At 62.0% G+C, this 19,201-nt stretch carries 20 protein-coding genes; 10 read left to right on the top strand and 10 right to left on the bottom strand.

All coding sequences use genetic code 11. The annotated features are described in order from the left end of the window. Positions 1–44 precede the first annotated feature (44 nt). Entirely contained in the window at positions 45–845 is an 801-nt protein-coding gene (locus BM275_RS19100) for an MOSC domain-containing protein (protein ID WP_090522991.1), read from the top strand. 57 nt (positions 846–902) lie between these two features. Here the strand turns inward: BM275_RS19100 and BM275_RS19105 are convergent, their stop codons facing one another. Further along, positions 903–2,825, bottom strand: a complete 1,923-nt coding sequence (locus BM275_RS19105; protein ID WP_090522993.1) for a transglycosylase SLT domain-containing protein — start codon at positions 2,823–2,825, stop codon at positions 903–905. A gap of 291 nt (positions 2,826–3,116) precedes the next feature. Between BM275_RS19105 and BM275_RS19110 the strand changes: the two genes are divergently transcribed. Continuing rightward, positions 3,117–5,027: an ATP-binding cassette domain-containing protein gene (locus BM275_RS19110; protein ID WP_090522995.1), complete on the top strand. Its 1,911-nt coding sequence runs from the start codon at positions 3,117–3,119 to the stop codon at positions 5,025–5,027. A 167-nt stretch (positions 5,028–5,194) separates the two neighbouring features. Then, positions 5,195–5,887 (top strand): DUF6901 family protein, encoded by a 693-nt coding sequence (locus tag BM275_RS19115; protein ID WP_014820781.1) that lies wholly within the window; start codon positions 5,195–5,197, stop codon positions 5,885–5,887. A 46-nt stretch (positions 5,888–5,933) separates the two neighbouring features. Here the strand turns inward: BM275_RS19115 and BM275_RS19120 are convergent, their stop codons facing one another. Further along, positions 5,934–6,374 carry a universal stress protein gene (locus tag BM275_RS19120; protein WP_014820780.1) on the bottom strand — a complete coding sequence of 147 codons (441 nt, stop codon included), beginning with the start codon at positions 6,372–6,374 and terminating at the stop codon, positions 5,934–5,936. Between the two features lie 272 nt (positions 6,375–6,646). On the opposite strand from BM275_RS19120, the gene BM275_RS19125 reads away from it, so the two are divergent. From BM275_RS19125 to BM275_RS19135, 3 genes are read left to right on the top strand one after another with little or no spacing between them, the layout of a single operon-like run. Continuing rightward, complete coding sequence (locus BM275_RS19125; protein ID WP_042926897.1) at positions 6,647–7,117, top strand: MFS transporter; 471 nt, start codon at positions 6,647–6,649, stop codon at positions 7,115–7,117. A gap of 35 nt (positions 7,118–7,152) precedes the next feature. Then, on the top strand, positions 7,153–7,935 hold the full coding sequence (locus BM275_RS19130; protein ID WP_090522997.1) for a class II glutamine amidotransferase: 783 nt from the start codon (positions 7,153–7,155) through the stop codon (positions 7,933–7,935). Continuing rightward, positions 7,929–8,444 carry a DUF2937 family protein gene (locus BM275_RS19135; protein ID WP_090523082.1) on the top strand — a complete coding sequence of 172 codons (516 nt, stop codon included), beginning with the start codon at positions 7,929–7,931 and terminating at the stop codon, positions 8,442–8,444. Before BM275_RS19130 ends, BM275_RS19135 begins: the two co-directional genes overlap by 7 nt. Positions 8,445–8,516: 72 nt before the next feature. Here the strand turns inward: BM275_RS19135 and BM275_RS19140 are convergent, their stop codons facing one another. The 4 genes from BM275_RS19140 to BM275_RS19155 form a co-directional block, all read right to left on the bottom strand. Continuing rightward, the gene (locus BM275_RS19140) at positions 8,517–9,695 is read right to left on the bottom strand and encodes a vWA domain-containing protein (RefSeq protein ID WP_014820776.1); all 1,179 of its coding nucleotides are present in this window, start codon (positions 9,693–9,695) and stop codon (positions 8,517–8,519) included. A 49-nt stretch (positions 9,696–9,744) separates the two neighbouring features. Then, positions 9,745–10,149, bottom strand: a complete 405-nt coding sequence (locus BM275_RS19145) for a GFA family protein (RefSeq protein ID WP_014820775.1) — start codon at positions 10,147–10,149, stop codon at positions 9,745–9,747. Positions 10,150–10,200: 51 nt separating this feature from the next. Beyond that, the gene (locus BM275_RS19150) at positions 10,201–11,049 is read right to left on the bottom strand and encodes an AAA family ATPase (RefSeq protein ID WP_023445108.1); all 849 of its coding nucleotides are present in this window, start codon (positions 11,047–11,049) and stop codon (positions 10,201–10,203) included. A 143-nt stretch (positions 11,050–11,192) separates the two neighbouring features. Beyond that, positions 11,193–12,263 carry a DUF748 domain-containing protein gene (locus tag BM275_RS19155; protein ID WP_090522999.1) on the bottom strand — a complete coding sequence of 357 codons (1,071 nt, stop codon included), beginning with the start codon at positions 12,261–12,263 and terminating at the stop codon, positions 11,193–11,195. A gap of 123 nt (positions 12,264–12,386) precedes the next feature. Here BM275_RS19155 and cysK point away from each other — a divergent pair, with 123 nt between their 5' ends. Then, complete coding sequence (gene cysK, locus BM275_RS19160) at positions 12,387–13,361, top strand: cysteine synthase A (protein WP_014820772.1); 975 nt, start codon at positions 12,387–12,389, stop codon at positions 13,359–13,361. A 24-nt stretch (positions 13,362–13,385) separates the two neighbouring features. On the opposite strand, the gene BM275_RS19165 is transcribed toward cysK, so the two are convergent. After that, positions 13,386–14,300, bottom strand: coding sequence for a DMT family transporter (locus tag BM275_RS19165; RefSeq protein ID WP_090523001.1), 915 nt, complete (start codon positions 14,298–14,300; stop codon positions 13,386–13,388). A 126-nt stretch (positions 14,301–14,426) separates the two neighbouring features. On the opposite strand from BM275_RS19165, the gene aceK reads away from it, so the two are divergent. Together aceK and BM275_RS22590 are read left to right on the top strand one after the other, a co-directional pair. Beyond that, positions 14,427–16,148 (top strand): bifunctional isocitrate dehydrogenase kinase/phosphatase, encoded by a 1,722-nt coding sequence (gene aceK, locus BM275_RS19170; RefSeq protein ID WP_090523003.1) that lies wholly within the window; start codon positions 14,427–14,429, stop codon positions 16,146–16,148. A 193-nt stretch (positions 16,149–16,341) separates the two neighbouring features. Next, a complete protein-coding gene (locus BM275_RS22590) occupies positions 16,342–16,464 on the top strand; it encodes a PA1414 family protein (protein WP_260466202.1) in 123 nt (40 codons plus the stop codon). 12 nt (positions 16,465–16,476) lie between these two features. On the opposite strand, the gene BM275_RS19175 is transcribed toward BM275_RS22590, so the two are convergent. Further along, positions 16,477–17,148: a glutathione S-transferase gene (locus tag BM275_RS19175; RefSeq protein ID WP_090523005.1), complete on the bottom strand. Its 672-nt coding sequence runs from the start codon at positions 17,146–17,148 to the stop codon at positions 16,477–16,479. A gap of 86 nt (positions 17,149–17,234) precedes the next feature. Here BM275_RS19175 and BM275_RS19180 point away from each other — a divergent pair, with 86 nt between their 5' ends. Continuing rightward, positions 17,235–17,819: a tRNA-uridine aminocarboxypropyltransferase gene (locus tag BM275_RS19180; protein WP_090523007.1), complete on the top strand. Its 585-nt coding sequence runs from the start codon at positions 17,235–17,237 to the stop codon at positions 17,817–17,819. Between the two features lie 40 nt (positions 17,820–17,859). Here the strand turns inward: BM275_RS19180 and BM275_RS19185 are convergent, their stop codons facing one another. Together BM275_RS19185 and BM275_RS19190 are read right to left on the bottom strand one after the other, a co-directional pair. Continuing rightward, positions 17,860–18,276: a YbaN family protein gene (locus tag BM275_RS19185; protein ID WP_090523009.1), complete on the bottom strand. Its 417-nt coding sequence runs from the start codon at positions 18,274–18,276 to the stop codon at positions 17,860–17,862. Between the two features lie 235 nt (positions 18,277–18,511). Then, positions 18,512–19,099, bottom strand: a complete 588-nt coding sequence (locus BM275_RS19190) for a UPF0149 family protein (RefSeq protein WP_090523011.1) — start codon at positions 19,097–19,099, stop codon at positions 18,512–18,514. Between the last annotated feature and the right edge of the window lie 102 nt (positions 19,100–19,201).

Consider the following 19,201-nt stretch of genomic DNA (forward strand, 5'->3'; position numbering starts at 1 on the left):
TCGAGCCCTGATATGCTGCTGCGCTTCCCCTCAGGAGGCGCCGCATGCATCTCTCCTCGCTCTATCGCTTCCCCCTCAAATCGGCCGCTGGCGAAGCGCTGCAGCAATGCGCGAGTGACGCGCTGGGTCTGGTCGGTGATCGGCGCTGGATGGTGGTTGCAGCCGGCACAGGGCGCTTTCTTACCCAGCGTGCCGTACCCAGAATGGCGCTTTTACAGGCGCACTGGGATGGCGAAACCGCGCTGCGGCTGACTGCGCCGGGCATGCAGGAGCTGCTGGTTGCCGTGCCGGATGCCAAGGTAATGCGCTGCGTGCAGATCTGGAGTTCCAATGCCGTGGTGCCTGATGCCGGCGATGCCGCAGCGGCCTGGCTGACGGATTTTCTCGGTCAGCCCTGCCGTCTGGTGTATCTGCCCGAAGACGACGGCATTCAAGTCGATCTTGACTACGCAAGGCTGGGCGAGCGCACGGCATTCAGCGATGGATTTCCCTTTCTGCTGATCGGTCAGGGCTCTCTGGACGACCTGATTCGCCGCGTTGGGCGCCCGCTGGAAATGTTGCGGTTTCGCCCGAACCTGGTCATCAGCGGTACGCAGCCTTATGCCGAGGACGGCTGGACGCGTATTCGCATCGGTCAGCTGGCGTTTCGCATCGTCAAGCCCTGTTCACGCTGCGTCATTCCCACCCTCGACCCGTTCACCGCCGAGCGCGATCCCGATCGTGAACCGCTGAATACGCTGCTCACATATCGCAAAGGGAAGGGCGGTGTCTTCTTCGGTCAGAACCTGATCGCCGAAGGCACCGGTGAGCTGGAGGTGGGGATGCCGGTGGAAGTGCTGGAGTAATTTCAGCCAGGCCTGCCCAAGTGAGCAGGCCTGTTCGGTTGCCTGAAAGCCGCCGCATCACTGAGATTCGAAGAAGCGCTCGTGCCATTCCACCAGCGGTTGCGGCGAGTTCAGTTTCTGCCCGTAGATGACCGAGTAGGTCAGCACGTTCTGCACGTACTGGCGGGTTTCGTCGAACGGAATGCTTTCCACCCAGACATCGAATGACAAGTGCTCGGCGTTGCGCAGCCATTGACGTACGCGCCCCGGCCCGGCGTTGTAGGCGGCCGAGGCGAGCACGCGGTTGCCGTTGAACTGGCCGTAGATCTGGCTCAGATAGGCGGTGCCCAGCTGGATATTGGTGTTGGGGTTGAGCACCTGCTGTTGTGAGGCCAGCGGGATGTTGAAACGTCTGGCGGTTTCCTTGGCCGTGGCCGGCATCAGCTGCATCAGCCCAGTGGCGCCGACATGGGAGCGGGCGTCGGCCATGAACGCGCTTTCCTGGCGGGTGATGGCGAATGCCCAGCTCGGGTGAATCTCTCGGGCCCTGGCTGACTGAATAAGCGTGCTGCGGTGGGCCATGGGAAAGCGGATGTCCAGGTCGTCCCAGTACTGCGCCTGGCTGATGGTGCGGATCGCCGGGAAATACCATTCCTTTTCATAGGCAAGCCGCGCCTGCGCCACCAGTTCGTCCCTGCTAAAGAGACGGCTGACGTGGTACCACTCGCGGCGGCCATCGACGATCTGCCCGCGGTCGTGAAATTCCAGCGCGCGGCGGATGCCAGCGGTGTTGCGCACCTTTTGCACGACCTTGCTATCGAGCGCCAGTGGCTGGTGGTTGAGCTTGTACGGTGCCTGAATGCGGTCGGCAGAAAGAAAGCCGTAGAAGTCCCGCTCCCTGGCAACCGGCTGGTAAAGCTGTGCCGCTTGCTGGCTTTCGGGCTTGGCCAGTTGCAGGCTGCGTGCCTGCCAGTAGCGCCAGCGATTGGTATTGGCCAGGTCTTCGGGGAAGCGTTGGGTAAGCCGGTATGCGTCATCCCACTGGCCCAGGCGCAGCAGCAGCCGGGCGCGCCATTCGCTGACGGTGTTGTCACGCAGTTCGGGGTCGTATTCGGCCATCACTTTCAGCGCACGTGCGTCGAAACGCTTGGCCAGCGTCAGCCCGATCTGCCGGGCGATGGCGACTTTCTCTTCGGCCGAGAAGGCGAAGCGCCGAGCGTAGCCGTCGAGCAGATTCAGCGCCTGCTCCGGGTCCTGACGGGCGAGGCGGCGCAATCCGAGCGACACGACGTCGGCCATTTCCGGGCTGGTTGGCACGAAGCGATCCGATTGGCGAAGCATTTGCGGCTTCTGCGCGACATCGATCAACAACTGCCCCTGAGGTTGCAGGGTCGGCAGGCGTTTGACCAGATAGCTGGCCACGCCGTAGTTACCGCTCTCGACTGCCAGCTTGGTGCGCTTCCAACGGCGCTCTTCGGTCAGCAACCCTTTGATATCCCACAGTTCGAACAACGGATCACAGGCGTTGTGCTGCGACTTGCCGACCAGCCAAAGGCGCTCGGCCGTGGCATCGGCACCTGGCAGGTCGTTGCGTAGCTGATACTGGCCGAACAGGCAGTCGAGCTCGGTGAAATTCATCTTCGGGTCGTAGTAGCGGATGAAGGTCTCCCAGTCCCCGCGCGCGGCCAGAAGGCGCAGCCAACGCAGCTTCATCCAGCTGATCTGTGGCAGGTCACCGTGCTCGGCAAGAAACTTCTCCACCTCCTGGTTGCTGGCCGATTTCAGGCGATGGGTCAGGTCGTCGTACGCGAGATAAGGTTCGAGCGGGTAGTCGCGCAGGGCGTTGTAATAATGCCGGTAGGGGCCGCTGTCGCCCTTGGCCAGGGCCTGCTTGGCCTGGTCGTAATACTGGCGCTGCTGACTGAGACTGGCGGCGGACGCATCCTGGCCGAGGGTTGAAACGAACAGGCAGAAACACAAACTGGAGAGTCGGCCGCGCATGGTACATCCGTAAAACGGGGGCTTGAGATGACAGGTGATCGGCTGCGCCTGGGCACAGCCGCAATCGGCCTGTCGCAGGGGCTAGCTTAGCCTGCCGCACGGGGCAGTTAAACGCGCATTAAGCTCCCGTAACAAACAAAGGCAGACTTCCGACGAGCGTACCTGCCAAGGCTCGCGTGGCCATCGACAGCAAACCGATGCGATAGCGCCGTGTGGCTGATAAAGCCTTGCTCACAGCGGGTGGGCCATGGCGATCTGTTAGACTGCGCGCCCTGTTTTCCGGAGGTAGTCATGACCCTGCTCAAGTTCACCGATGTATCTCTCGCCTACGGCACCACGCCGTTGCTGGACGGCGTGTCCTGGCAAATCGCGCGAGGCGAGCGGGTCTGCATCATTGGCCGTAATGGCACCGGAAAATCCAGCATGCTGCGCCTGGTCAAAGGTGATCGTGCCGCCGATGACGGGGAAATCTGGCGTGCCCCGGGGCTGAAGATCGGCGAACTGCCGCAGGAGCTCCCGCGAGCGGACGACCGCACGGTATTCGATGTGGTCGCCGAAGGCCTGGCCGGGGTTGGCGAGCTGCTCGCCGAGTACCATCACCTCAGCCAGAACATCCAGAACGACGCCGATCTCGAGAAGCTCATGCATGTACAGCAGGCGCTCGAGGCGAAGGATGGCTGGCGCTTGCAGCAACTGGTCGACAGCACCCTGAGCCGCCTGCAGCTGCCGGCTGACCGCACCCTGGCTGAACTCTCCGGTGGCTGGCGCCGCCGCGTGCTGCTGGCCCAGGCACTGGTGTCCGAGCCGGATCTGCTGCTGCTCGACGAGCCCACCAACCACCTGGATATCGGTGCCATTGCCTGGCTGGAAGAGGCGCTTACCGGTTTCAACGGTGCCGTGCTGTTCATCACCCACGACCGGGCATTCCTGCAGAACCTCGCGACCCGCATCCTCGAACTGGACCGCGGCCACCTGATCGACTGGAACGGCGACTACGCGAGCTTCCTGGTGCACAAGGAGCAGCAGTTGGCCGCCGAGGAAACGGCCAATGCGCTGTTCGACAAGAAGCTGGCTCAGGAAGAAGTGTGGATTCGCCAGGGCATCAAGGCGCGGCGCACCCGCAATGAAGGCCGCGTGCGGGCACTGAAGGCGCTGCGCGCCGAGCGCAGCGAGCGGCGCAATGTCCAGGGCAAAGCCACGTTCCAGGTGGAAACCGCGGAGAAGTCCGGCAAGCAGGTCATCGTCGCCGAGGATGTGACGTTCGCCCATGTCGGCGGCGATCCGCTGATCAAGAACTTCTCCATGGTCATCCAGCGCGGCGATCGCATCGGCTTGCTCGGTGCCAACGGTACCGGCAAGACCACCTTGCTCAAGCTGCTGCTGGGCGAGCTTCATCCGAGCAGCGGTTCCATAGAGTTCGGCACCAAGCTCGAAGTGGCGTATTTCGACCAATTGCGTCACCAGCTGGAGCTGGAAAAGACCGTGGTCGACAACCTCGCCGAAGGACGTGAGTTCATCACCATCGATGGCCAGAATCGTCATGTCCTGAGCTATCTCGGCGACTTCCTGTTCAGCCCGCAGCGGGCACGGACGCCGGTCAAGGCGCTGTCTGGAGGCGAGCGGGCACGGCTCTTGCTGGCCAAGCTGTTCAGTAAGCCGGCCAACCTGCTGGTGCTCGACGAACCGACCAATGACCTCGACGTGGAAACCCTCGAACTGCTCGAAGAGGTGTTGCTCGGTTTCCAGGGCACCGTATTGATGGTGAGCCATGACCGGGCCTTTCTCGACAACGTGGTCACCAGCACCTTGGTGTTTCAGGGCGGCGGTGAGGTACGCGAGTACGTTGGTGGCTACCAGGACTGGTTGCGCCAGGGTGGTTCGCCGCGTTTGTTGGGTGTTGCAGAGTCCGGCGGCGAGACGAAGGACGCCAAGAAAGCGCAGCAGGCTCCGGTCGCGCCGGTAGCTGCCGAGGTCGCGCCGGCGAAGAAGAAGCTCAGCTACAAGTTGCAGCGCGAGCTCGAGGCCTTGCCGGGCAAGATCGATGAGGCGGAACAGGCTATCGAGGCGCTCCAGACGCAGATCTCCGATCCGGCCTTCTATCAGCAGCCGGCAGACGTGACCGCTGCGGTGTTGAGTCGCCTTGAAGCGCTGCAGCTGGAGCTGGACGGCTTGCTGGAGCGCTGGGCAGAGCTGGAGGAGTAATCCCGCCACACTGGCGAGCAGGGGTGCGGGTTGCTGGGGCCCGCGCCACACCAATCGTTGCCCGGCGATGCGGCTCCCCATCACGGCTTATGAGATGGATCAATGCCCGGCGTGCTGGCGCGTAGTTAAGTATCCGCATCGGATCATGCAGTAATGATGGAGCGTTAATGGCAATCGAATACCGCATTACCCTGGATGATGAACACGACTTCAGCTACAGGATCGAGCTGGATCGTGAGTACGACAGGGAGGTCGCCGCGCAGGCGCCGAAATGGACCCGTCTGGAGCATCAGCGCTGCTCGAATTGCCCACTGAGCAAGGACGATTTCAGCCATTGCCCAGCGGCGGTCGACCTGCACCGGGTGATCGAGGATTTCCAGGGCCTGCCGGCAGTGAAGAAGGCCTTGGTATGGGTGCGCACCCCGGAGCGTGAGTACACCAAGCAGGTTGGTCTGGACGAGGGGCTGCGGGCACTGCTCGGGGTGATCATGGCTACCAGTGCCTGCCCGGTGCTCGGCGGACTCAAGCCCATGGCCAAGCAGCATTTGCCATTTGCCAGCAACAACGAGTTCGTTTTGCGGGCGGTATCGCTCTATCTGGCGCGGCAGTATTTCAACCTGCGCGAGGGTCGCCATGCGGACTGGGAACTGCGCGGGCTGGTGCGTTCATTTCAGCAGCTGCAACTGGTCAACCAGGCGTTCTGGCAGCGTATTCACGATACCTGTCACGCCGACTCCAATCTCAAGGCCTTTCTGACCTTCTTTTCCATGGCGTCGAGCCTGACCTATTCGCTCGAGACGCAACTGCAGAAGATCCGCCCGCTGGTGATGAGTGCGGGCGAGGGCGTCGAAGCGGTCTGAGCTCGCCAGCTTGCGCAGAGTGGCTTCACCCTGCGCTGCGCCCTGGCTAATCGGCCTTTTTCAAACGCACGGCCAGTACATCGCACGGCGCGCCGTGGAGGATGTCGTTGGCGGTCGACCCCAGCAGCAGGGCGAGTCCGTGGCGACCATGGCTGCCGACCACGATCAGATCGCAGCCCTGTTCCTTCGCCAGGCGGTGTACTTCCTGGCGGGGCTGTCCGTAGGCGAGGTGGCGATTCTCCGGAGCCAGGCCCGGGTAGCTGTCGGCGAAGCCGTTCATGCGCTCGCGTGCCTGGTCGAACTGCTGTTGTTGTAGCATCGAAAGGTCCATCGGCACGTCGCCGCCAAAGGCCATGGCCATCGGCTCGATGATGTGCACCAGGCTCAGCTTGGCATTCGAGGTGCTGGCCAGCGCCTGGGCGCGAGCCACGACCGGATGGCACTCTTCGGTCAGGTCGATGGCGACCAGTATGTGTTGGTAGGGCATGGCGTGTTTCTCCTTGCTTGCCGGTTGCCTGAGGCAGCCGTCCCGGCGATGTTTGGGGATAACCCCTCGTTTAAGAGGTTTATACGACCTTGCTTCGGCCTTCGCCAGTGGCTTGTTGTCACCATCGATGACGGCTGAGGGACACAGGCTGCTATCATGGCCGCCCTTGTCGCTGCGACGCAAAGCATGCCGGTGGCGACGCTGAATGCACCCCCTGTTGCCTCGCCAGCCGCAGCTGGCAGTTGTGAACGGCTGTCACCGAGAAAAACGCCATGCTGATGTTCGACTCCGATTACTCGCTCGCCTGGGCTCTCTACGGGATAGCCGCGCTGGGATGCCTGCTGTTCTGGTTCCGGGTGACGCGCGGAATGTGGCGCTGGTTGCGCGAGCCGCTACGACTGATCGCGGCTGTGTTGCTGTTCACGCCGACCATTGTCGACCCGGCGAAGGAGCTCTTCGCGCCGGCGGTGGCCATTACCGCGATGGACATGATCTTCCAGGTGGGCAACAACGCCTGGCGCGCCGTGGCGGATCTGGCCATGTACGGGCTGATCGCATTCGGCCTGTATCTGCTGCTCGTCGCCATACGCTGGCCGATCGAGCGAAAGTATCGACGCCGCCGCGACACTGCGGACGAAGCCGAGGACAGCCGGACGCTGCGCGAACGCATGGAAGATGACAGCGATGACGAGCTGGACTACACGCCGTCACGCGGGCGGATGCGCACCGAACCCAGGCTCTAGTCGAGCGATTCACAGACACCGAGCGGAGATGACGCATGTGCGAGCTTCTGGGCATGAGCGCCAATGTTCCAACCGATATCGTTTTCAGCTTCACCGGTCTGATGCAGCGGGGCGGCAAGACCGGCCCACACAAGGATGGCTGGGGTATCGCCTTCTATGAAGGGCGCGGCTTGCGGTTGTTTCAGGACCCCGTCGCCAGCTGCGAATCCGAGGTGGCGAAGATGGTGCAGCGCTACCTGATCAAGAGCGAAGTGGTGATCGGCCACATCCGCCACGCCAATGTCGGCAAGGTTTCCCTGGTCAATACCCATCCCTTCGTCCGCGAACTCTGGGGGCAGTACTGGTGCTTCGCGCACAATGGCCAGCTTTCGGACTTCGAGCCTGGCAAGGGCATCTATCGCCCGGTCGGCGACACCGATAGTGAGCGCGCCTTCTGCGACCTGCTGAACCGCATCCGACTGGATTTCCCTGACCGTTGCGACCCCCAGAGCCTGCTGCCTGTGTTGCTCGGCGCCTGCAACGAGTATCGCCGCAAGGGCGTGTTCAATTGCCTGCTGAGCAACGGTGAATGGTTGTTCAGCTTCTGCAGCACCAAGCTTGCGGAGGTCACCCGGCGCGCCCCGTTCGGCCCTGCTCAACTCAGAGACGCCGAGCTGACGGTGAACTTCCATGCCGAAACCACCCCTGACGATGTCGTCACAGTGCTGGCGACCGAGCCGCTGACCAATAACGAGCAATGGACCCTGCACGAGCCCGGTCAATGGAGTCTCTGGCAACAGGGCGAATGCGTCGCCCAGGGCAAGGTGGCGGCATGCTGAGAAGTTATCTGCGCCTGACCCTGTTTGCGTTCGGCTTGCTGGTGGGCGTACAGGTGCCGGGATTCATCGATGCCTATGCCAAGCACGTCGAGGCGAGGCGCCTTGAGGCCGAGCAGGGTTTGCACGGCTTTCAGGACACAGCGCGGCGCTTCTTCAGCGGCAATCTGGATGCGCTAGTGCAGCACTATCGAGATAGCGACGACCCGGTTTTCCAGAACGACGCTCAAAGCGTCGAGCATCTGGTGGCGCGGGCCCGCCTGCTCGAGCGCGAGTGGCAGGCGATGCAGCGACCGTGGTACGCACGCGCCATTCACGTACTGCTCGGCGCCGAGCGCAGTCTGCGCGAGCAGGTATGGAGCAGCTATCGCTTCCAGGTCCTGCTGGCGCCCGAAGCCATTGCCTGGGGGCTGAGTTGCGCACTGTTGCTAGCCTGGCTGATGGAGAGCCTGCTGCTGGCGGCAAGCTTCCCGTTCCGCTCGCGGCGCCGCTACCGTGCCTTTCGCTCGTGACTTGAAGGTTGCACTGCCGATTGCCTGGGCTATTCGCGGCTCAGGTAGTGGCTGGCGAACGGACGGATCAACTCACTTCGCCAGAAACTTCATCCCGTCTTCGAGCCCGCTCAGCGTCAGCGGATACATGCGGTCCTCCACCAGCTCGCGGATGATGCCGGTGGACGTGGTGTAGCCCCAGGTGTCTTTTGGGTAGGGGTTGATCCAGATGAGCTTCTTGTACTTCTCCATGAAGCGCTGCATCCAGACGTAGCCGGCTTCCTCGTTCCAGTGCTCGACGCTACCGCCCGGCTGGGTGACCTCATAGGGTGCCATCGCCGCGTCGCCGACGAACACCACCTTGTAGTCCGCGCCGTACTTGTGCAGCACGTCCAGGGTCGACGTGCGTTCCGAGGTGCGGCGGAAATTGTTCTTCCACACCGACTCGTAAATGAAGTTGTGGAAGTAAAAGTACTCGAGGTGCTTGAACTCGGTCTTGCAGGCCGAGAACAGCTCTTCGCAGACCTTCACGTGGGCGTCCATCGAACCGCCGATGTCGAACAGGATCAGCAGCTTCACCGCGTTGCGCCGTTCCGGGCGCATCTGGATGTTGAGCAGGCCGGCATCTCGCGCGGTATGGTCGATGGTGCCGTCGATATCCAGCTCGTCCGCCGCGCCCTGGCGGGCGAACTTGCGCAGGCGGCGCAGGGCGATCTTGATGTTGCGCGTACCGAGCTCGACCTGGTCGTCGAGGTTCTTGTACTCGCGCTGGTCCCAGACCTTCACCGCCTTGCCCTGGCGCTTGCCGGCATCGCCAATGCGGATGCCTTCGGGGTTGTAGCCGCCGGAACCGAAGGGGCTGGTGCCGCCGGTGCCGATCCACTTGTTGCCGCCGGCGTGGCGTTCCTTCTGTTCCTCGAGACGCTTCTTGAACTCTTCGATCAACTTGTCCAGGCCGCCTAGGGACTGGATCTGCGCTCGTTCCTCGTCCGTCAGGCTGCGCTCGAATTCCTTGCGCAGCCAGTCTTCGGGGATCAGCGCCTCGAGATGCTGATCGAGATTTTCCAAACCTTTGAAATAGGCACCGAAGGCCCGGTCGAACTTGTCGAAGTGGCGCTCGTCCTTGACCATAACCGTGCGTGCCAGGAAATAGAACTCGTCCATGTCGGCGAATACGACGCGGTGCTTGAGCGCATCGATCAGGTCCAGCAGTTCGCGCACCGATACCGGCACCTTGGCAGCGCGCATCTCATTGAACAGGCCAAGCAGCATGGCAGAAAACCTCTGACGCACCGTGGATAGTGCGCAATGTTCGGGGCGCTCAGCGGGGGCTGTCGCCGTTGTGTTGGGGCAGTGCGTCGTGAATCTCGTACCACGCCGCCTTGGAGTCGACGAAGATGTGCGATTGCGGCGGTGCCGGCAGCGGTGAATCGAGGGTCCCGGCAGCGACGCCGACCTCATGCTCGCGGTTGTCGACGAACAGCAGATTGGAGCCGCAGCGGATGCAGAAGGTGCGCGTCACATGTTCGGAGGAGTGGTAAACGCCCAGCTGATCCTTGCCTGACATGAAGTGCAGGGCGTCCAGTGGCACGCTGGCGTAGCTGGCGAAGGCGGCGCCATGGGCCTTGCGGCACATCTTGCAGTGGCAGTGGGTCAGCTCGTCGATGGGGGCGTCGATGCGATAGCGCACGACGCCGCACAGGCAACTACCGGTATGCGTTTGCATGGTTTGGTCCTCCAGTGAGTGCGCGACCGGCGCCACCGAAGCCGGCACCGATCAGCGGCTGTTAGCGCGTCGACTCATGAAGGCTAGACGCTCCAGCAGCATCACGTCCTGCTCGTTCTTCACCAGAGCACCAGCCAGCGGCGGGATGGCGCGGGTCGGGTCGCGCTCGCGCAGCACTGCCTCGCCGATGTTGTCGGCCATCAGCAGCTTCAGCCAGTCGACCAGCTCTGAGGTCGAGGGCTTCTTCTTCAGCCCTGGCACCTTGCGCACGTCGAAGAACACGTCCAGCGCCTCGCTGACCAGATCCTTCTTGATGTCGGGGTAGTGCACATCGACGATGCGCTGCAGCGTTTCCCGGTCCGGGAAGGCGATGTAGTGGAAGAAGCAACGGCGGAGGAAGGCGTCAGGCAGCTCCTTCTCGTTGTTCGAGGTGATGATGATGATCGGCCGTTGGGTCGCCTTGATGGTTTCGTTGGTCTCGTAGACGTAGAACTCCATCTTGTCGAGCTCCTGCAACAAGTCGTTGGGGAACTCGATGTCGGCCTTGTCGATTTCGTCGATCAGCAGGATGACCCGCTCCTCGCTCTCGAAGGCCTCCCACAGCTTGCCTTTCTTGATGTAGTTGCGGACGTCATGGACCTTGTCCACGCCCAGCTGGGAGTCGCGCAGGCGGCTCACCGCATCGTATTCGTAGAGGCCCTGATGCGCCTTGGTAGTGGATTTGATGTGCCAGGTGATGAGTTTGGCGCCGAAGGATTCGGCCAGCTGCTCGGCCAGCATGGTCTTGCCGGTGCCGGGTTCACCCTTGACCAGCAACGGGCGCTGCAGGGTGATGGCGGCGTTGACCGCGAGTTTCAGGTCGTCGGTGGCGACGTAGGACTGGGTGCCTTCGAATTTCATTGCGGATTCCTTCGGCGGGCCTGGCACGCAGGCGCTCGTTGTAGTCAGGAGGGGACTATAAGGGAAGCTCGCGTGAGTGTGAACGCGAGAGCATCATTCAGTCACTGAATGGCTGCACGTGCGCTTCTGGTGACGCTGCTTGGTCACTCGTCCTCGCTCGGGGATCGTTCGAATCGAGCCGAGAAGGCTTCGACGAAGGCGTTGCGTAGTATCGCGACGAAGGCCTGGAATGGGCTCACGTCGGTTTTGCGGGTGGTGCCGGACAGCTCGACACGGGTCGCGAACTGATCCTTGCTCTGGTTCTCAAGTACCTCCTGCCCGCCGCCGACCACGGCCTCCCAGAGGCCGCGGAAGAAGCCCTTGTCCTCGTTTGCCACGTCCTGTTCGTAATCGAAGATATCCACGTTGCGCAGCAACGGCTTGATGTAGCCGTCGAGCTGACTGTCGGTGGCCTGCACTTCGAGGACGAGATCACCCGTTCCGCCGGCGAAATCGAAGTTGGCATAGGCGCGACTGAGGTCGTTCAGCTGCTTTAGCGGTACCTCGGTGACGCGCAGATTGACCTCGAAGTCCTCCCAGTCGGTAAATGGGTCGAAGCTGGCCGTCGCCTCGATCGGCGCCTGGTCGAACAGCTTGCCGGTGCCCTCGAACGCTGCCGTGCGGGTGCCATCGGCATCATCGGTGTTGGTCAGGTTATACAGGCTGGCCTGGATGTCGCTGGCGTAGACGTGCACCTGTGGGTCGGAAGAGAAGTTGCGAAAGGACAGCTGTCCATCGACAACGCGAATCTCGTTCAGCGTGATCGGTATCAGGGCATCGAGCTGGTCGCGCCAATCGACTCCTTTACCGCTTTGTGAATCGCCGCTGTCGCCGCCATCGACGAAGTTCAGGTGCGGTTGTTCGAAGATCACCTCACCGACGATCTCGCGGTGCCGCAGGATTGCGTCCCAGCTGATGGCGATATCAATACCTGGCGCCTTCAACAGCGGCGCCTGTACGCGCTTGTCCTTCTTCTCGATCAGCAGCCCTTCGACGCGATAAGCCCCGCGCCACCAAGCCAGATCGACGTCTTCGACATGGCCCTGATAGTCGCCCATGTCGGCCATCTTTTCGTTCAGATAATTACGCACCAGATGGGGCAGGGCGAGGTGCAGCACGATCAGCAGCAGGCCAAGTGCGAGAAGAATCCACAGGGGAAGCAGGCGACGGGTCATGGCATTCCGGGGATGTGGGCGTGTTGACGATGGACCCCAGGTTTCCGCCGTGAGTTCGGCTGGACTGACGCCTGGACTGCGCATAGGCTGATTGGTCTGGTACACCTCGGACAGGGCATTCCCATGAGTCGCATATTCGCAGACAACGCACGCTCCATCGGCAACACCCCGTTGGTCATGATCAACCGCCTTGGTCCCAAGGGCGTCAGCATCATGGCCAAGATCGAAGGCCGGAACCCGGCCTACTCCGTCAAGTGCCGAATCGGTGCCGGGATGATCTGGGATGCCGAAGACAGCGGCCGGATAAAGCCCGGCATGACGCTGGTCGAGCCAACCTCGGGCAATACCGGGATCGGACTGGCCTTTGTTGCCGCGGCGCGCGGCTACAAACTGATGCTTACGATGCCGGCTTCCATGAGCCTTGAGCGGCGCAAGGTGCTGAAAGCTCTTGGTGCCGAACTGGTACTTACCGAGCCGGCGAAGGGCATGAAGGGCGCGATCGAGAAGGCCGCCGAAATCGCGGCTTCGAATCCCGAGCAGTACTACATGCCGCAGCAGTTCGAGAACCCGTCCAACCCGGCGATCCATGAAAAGACCACTGGCCCGGAAATCTGGAACGACACCGACGGCAGCATCGATGTGCTGGTGGCCGGCGTCGGAACGGGCGGCACCATTACCGGTGTTTCGCGCTATATCAAGAACACCAAGGGCAAGCAGATCCTCAGCGTTGCCGTGGAGCCGACCAGCTCGCCGGTTATCAGCCAGACCCTGGCGGGTGACGAGGTCAAGCCCAGCCCGCACAAGATTCAGGGGATCGGCGCAGGCTTCGTGCCTAAGAACCTCGACCTGTCCATGGTCGATCAGGTCGAACTCGTCGACGACGAGGAGGCCAAGCAGATGGCGCTGCGGCTGATGCGCGAAGAGGGCATTCTTTGCGGCATTTCCTGCGGCGCAGCGATGGCTGCGGCGGTCCGTCTGGCTGAGCGTCCAGAGATGCAGGGCAAGAACATCGTGGTGATCCTGCCGGATTCCGGCGAGCGCTACCTATCCAGCATGCTGTTCACCGACATGTTCAGCGAGCAGGAACTGGTGCAGTGATGCGGTGCGACGCAGCTGAGCAATTCAGCTGCGTCGCAACTGCGCCGTTGGCCGTGTGGTTGGCGCCTGGCGCAGAATCAACCACAGCGCGAGCGCGATCAGCGCACCTCCCTGGACGTAAGCCCAGGAAAGTGGCTCATCAAGAAAAATAACGCCCCACAACACGCCAAATGGTGGGATCAGGAAGGTTACCGTCAGTGTCTTGACCGGTCCGATATCCGCTAGCAAGCGGAAGTAGAGGATGTAGGCGAACGCCGTACAGACCAGCCCCAGACCCAGCAGACTCAGCCAGACCGTCGAATCGCCCCAGTTCACCGGCGGCGCATTCAGCAACGACAGTCCGAACAATGGCAACAGGCACAGTGTCGCACCGAGCTGGCTACCGAATGCGACCACCTCGCTGTCCAGGCCTTCGCCCTGGTTGATCCAGCGGCGGGTGAGAAAGCCGCCGAAGCCATAACAGGCGGTGGCGCCCAGGCATGCCAGTGCGCCGAGCAGCAGCTCCGTGTCGAATGGCACCGGCCCGATTCGCATCAGCAATGCCACGCCTCCGAGCCCGCTGAAAACGCCGATAATCTTGGCGAGCGTCAACTCCTCGGCGAAGAACAGGGCGCCGATCAGTACGCCCATCATCGGCGTGGTGGCATTGAAGATTGCCGAATAGCCAGCCGGCACCAGCTGCGCGGCCACCGAATACAGTGCGAACGGCAAGCCGGAATTGATCACGCCCAGCACCAGGCACAACCCCAGCTTGCCGCGGAAATCCCAGCGCGTGCGCAGCAACAGCAGGATGACCAGCAGCCCTGCGGTTGCCAGCAGCACACGAAAGAACGCCGTGGGAAAGGTGCCGAGCACTGGGGCAATGATGCGTAGAAAAAGAAAACTTGCGCCCCAGATGGCGGCGAGAGCAAGCAGGCGGAACATGTCGAGCGGGCGCATGAGGCGGCTCCACCGGGAGGGAGCTGCAAGTGTTGTCGCTCATTAACCAACTGGCAATCCGAAACCGACTTTCAAACTGCGTGCTGCTAAGCTCGGCGGACGTTCATGTCCTGCAGTGGGTGCATCATGGTGCAGCAGAAACTGGCCGCTGAAATCGCTCGGCAGATCCTCCTGGGCTTCGACGACTACCGAGAGCACTTTCGCCTGATCACCGAAGGCGCGCGGGCGCGCTTCGAGCAGGCGCAATGGCAGGAAGCGCAGCGCGCATCGGCGGCGCGGATCAACCTCTACGAAGAGAAGGTTGGTGAAACCCGGCGTGGCCTGCTGGCCGGTTTCGATCACGCCGACCTGCTTCAGGTCGAGGCCTGGCCGCAGATCAAAAGTGCCTACATCGAGTTGATCAACCCACGCTTCGACGACGAGCTGTCGGAGACCTGGTACAACTCCATCTTCTGTGGGCTGTTCAGCCATGACTGCATCAGCGACGGCACCATGTTCATCCATACCACGCGACCGGCGGTGCGTGCTCATGAACGGCTGGCGCAAACCCGTACCTACCAGCCCAACGGCGACTTGAGCGGGATGCTCGAACAGATCCTTGGCGATTACGCATTCGCCGTGCCCTACTGCGACTTGCCAGGAGACCAGCGGCGCCTGCAGGCGCAATTGCACGAGACCCTGCCCGACTGGGTCTGCAAGGATCCGGAGCTGACCGTGGAGCTGTTCGTCTCGGTGCTCTACCGCAACAAGGGGGCATACCTGCTTGGGCGGATCTTCACCCGCGACGAACAGTGGCCGCTGGTCATCCCACTACTGCACCGCGAGGGTGAAGGCATCATTGCCGACGCGCTGATTACCGACGAGGCGGAGGTGTCGATCATCTTCTCCTTCACCCGCTCGTATTTCATGGTTGAGGTGCCGATTCCGGCGGAGTTTGTCGGCTTCCTCAAGCGCATCCTGCCCGGCAAGCACATCGCCGAGCTGTACACCTCGATCGGCTTCTACAAGCACGGTAAGTCGGAGTTCTATCGTGCGCTGATCGATCACCTGGCCAATACTGACGACCGCTTCGTCATGGCGCCCGGCGTTCGCGGCATGGTGATGACGGTGTTCACGCTGCCAGGCTTCAATACGGTGTTCAAGCTGATCAAGGACCGCTTCTCGCCGATCAAGAGCGTCAACCGAGCCACGGTGATCGAGAAGTATCGGCTGGTGAAGAGCGTCGATCGGGTAGGGCGCATGGCCGACACCCAGGAGTTCGCAGATTTCCGTTTCCCCAAGGCGAAATTCGATCCGGAATGTCTGGCCGAACTGCTTGAGGTGGCGCCGTCAACGGTCGAGGTGCAGGACGATACCGTACTGGTGCGCCACTGCTGGACCGAGCGCCGCATGACGCCCCTGAATCTCTACCTCGAGCATGCCAGCGACGAGCAGGTGCGCGAGGTGCTGGAAGACTACGGGCTGGCGATCAAACAGTTGGCGGCGGCGAATATCTTTCCCGGCGACATGCTGCTGAAGAACTTCGGCGTCACTCGCCATGGTCGGGTGGTGTTCTACGACTATGACGAGATCAGCTTTCTGACCGAAGTGAATTTCCGCCATATTCCGCCGCCGCGCTATCCCGAGGATGAAATGGCGTCCGAGCCCTGGTATTCGGTGGGGCCGAACGATGTGTTTCCAGAGGAATTCCCGCGCTTTCTGTTCGCCGACCATGGTCAGCGCCGGCTTTTCGCCAGCTTGCATGGCGAGCTCTACGATGCTGGTTACTGGAAAGGGCTGCAGGACGCCATTAGCAGCGGCAAGGTGATCGATGTGTTCCCTTATCGACGCAAGGCCGATCGCAACTGAAGACCGGCGGCGAATTCGTTTGAACGCCTCAGCGCCGCCTCGGTCGCAGTTGTAAAGCGCCGTAACAAAGCGGCGCTCCATTCGGGGATTGCGCTTGCAAAGGGCACGAGCGCCGGAGCCAAAGTTGAATTATGCTGTCCACGAAGCCCGCATGGCTCCGATGTAGCCCGTTATTTCGCAGGAGGGTGTGACCATGAAAGCAAGGCTCAACGAGATGTTCTGGAAGTTGGCGGTCGCTCTTGGTTTGATCGAACCGCCTCGTATGCAACCTATACCGGTACGTGCCCCGCGCGAGCAGGATCACCGTCGCCGCTGAGTTTGGTGGCGTCTACGCGGTGGGCAAGGCGGGTCCTCCGCGCTCCACGGCTCGTTTGTAAGCGGGCCGCTGCTGTATCCGCTGCAAAAAATCCATCAGGCGTGGGCGACTCTCGTCCAGGCCGGCTCTGGCATGGGCAGCTTCCAGCGGGAAGCTCATCTGTATATCCGCTGCGCTGAACGTGTTGCCTGCAAACCAGTCGGCCTTCTCCAGTTCCGCTTCCATGTAGTCGAGATGGGTCTTCAGTTGTGGCCCGATGAAGGCGCTGTTAGCGCCCTTGGCGATTGCGCGTGCGATGGGGCGAACAAAGAACGGCATCGGCCCATTGGCGACGCGGTCGAATACCAGCCGCAGTAGCAGTGGGGGCATCGCAGAGCCTTCCGCGTAGTGCATCCAGTAGCGAAAACGACGGTATTCTGGAGTGCCACTCTGCGGCATCAGGCGTCCGTTGCCATAGCGTTCCAGCAGGTATTCGAGGATGGCTGCCGATTCGGCCAGCGTCAGGTCGTCGTCGGTGATCACCGGAGACTTGCCCAGTGGGTGTACGGCTTTCAGCTCTGCTGGCGCGAGCATGGTCTTCGGATCGCGCGGGTAACGCTTCAGCTCGTAAAGCAGTTCCAGTTCTTCCAGCAGCCACAGGACGCGGTGCGAGCGGGAGTGGTTCAAATGGTGGACGGTGATCATGCCTGCTCCTCATGCGGGGACGTCGCAAGCATAGTCGCTCTGCAGAGCAGTGGCCGTTATGGCAGACTCCGCCGCCGAGGTGAACCATGTCCCGTCCACGATGCTCACGCTGCCAGCGCCCGTCTTCCCTGTGCCTTTGCGCGCTGATACCTGCGCTGGATAGCCTTACCCAGGTGCTCATCCTCCAGCATTCTAGTGAAGCGAATCATGCGCTCAATACGGCGCGCCTGGCCGCGTTGGGGCTGCGCAATGCAGAACTGCGGGTGGGCGAGCGCTTCGAGGACGATTGCGATGCCGCACGGCCGAGCTACCTGTTATTTCCCGGCGAAGATGCCATACCGCTAGGGAGTCTGGCCGATGCCGCCCAGCCCTTGCGCCTGATTGTGCCGGATGGCACCTGGCGGAAGGCGCGAAAGATTCTGCACGTCAATCCATGGCTGGCTGGGTTGCCGCGCGTTGCGCTGCCCCAGGGGCTGAGCTCCCGCTATCGCTTGCGCAAGGCGCCGATGCCCGGCGTGTTGTCGACCATCGAGGCAATCGTTACGGCACTTGACCTACTGGAAAGTCCCAGCCGATTCGATGAGTTGCTCCGTCCATTCGACGCCTTGATCGAGGGGCAGATCGATGCGATGGGGAGGGAGGTATATCGGCGTAATCATGCCGACACCTAGAAGTTAGCGAGCGAAAGCGCTACGGCCGTGCGGAGCTGATTTATCTGACACCAGTGTCGTTGCTGACCAATGTCTTCTGCCTGAGGATGTAGAGCGTCACGAGCGTCGCGCTCAGCAGCATCCCGATGCGGGCCCAGACCAGTGGCACCAGCCAGCAGGATATGCCGATGCTGATCCACATGGTAGCAATGGCGTACACCTTGCCCTTGAGCGGAATACCGTTCCCTTCCAGGTAGTCATGGAACCACGGGCCGAGCCGTGGGTGGCCTACCAGCCAGTCATAGAAACGTTGCGAGCTACGTACGAAGCAGGCCGCGGCCAGCAGCAGGAATGGCGTGGTCGGCAGGACGGGCAGGAAGATGCCGACGACGCCCAGCACAACGGCCAGCCAGCCGACGCCGAGCAGGATCGATCGGATCAGAGGGTTGCGATGCTGCCGGATATCGCGATGGGCCATGGTGCTAGTCAGCCCGCTTTTTCGATTTGCTGCGGCCTGTGCTCGGCTGGTTCACGTCAGCGTCGTCAGGTATTCGCGATGGGCATCGAGATGTGCAGAACAAAGCCTTTCCCTCCTGTGGTGCCAGCCAGCGGGACAGGTCCGGCAGTAGGGCGACGCGCCGGGACTGGGTTCCGGTCGCATCGTCGCTGGCGGGCGTGACGCCCACCTTGGCGCTTGGCCTCGTTGCAGCCGGTCAGTGGCGGCGCGGCTTGAGCAGGGCCGGTTTTTCCTCGGGAGCGTGGCAGATCAGATACAGGGCCGTCAGCAGCTCGGGGATCTGCGCCACCATTTCGTCGACCAGCTCAGGGTTGTCGGCGATATCGGCGAATTCCGGTTGCTCGTCGAACAGGCCCGAACCGACCATGATCGGCAGCAGCAGCTCGCTGACTTCCTCTTCGGAGTCCTCGAACCAGACCGCCTCGCGCATGAACACGCCTTCCATGAAGCCGATGCACCAACCGCGCAGATCGGATTCGTCCGGCTCCTCACCCAGGTCCAGGTCGCACGGCAGTTCCATGTCCTCGTCACTGGCCAGTTGACGGGCAATGTGTGCCTTGAGCTGAACCAGCGTCGCCTCGATGGCTTCGCGCTCGGTGTCGTCCTTGTACTTGGGGGGTTCGGAGAACAGTGCGTCGATCCACTCACGCTCGGGCACCTGTTCGGAGCAGATACACAGCGCTGTCAGGTAGCCATGGGCGGCGATGTAATCCAGTGCTTCCTCGTGCAGATCATCTGCATCAAGAAAGACTTGCAGGCGGGCGAGTTGCTCGGCGAATGACATCGGGAACTACCTTGGGGGCTGGAAGACAACCCGGATTCTAGACGAGGCGCGGGGCGCAGGCTACTCGTGCCTTCGGATGACGCCTCGTCCGTATTGGCCGCG

Source organism: Stutzerimonas kunmingensis (assembly GCF_900114065.1).
GTDB lineage: Bacteria > Pseudomonadota > Gammaproteobacteria > Pseudomonadales > Pseudomonadaceae > Stutzerimonas > Stutzerimonas kunmingensis.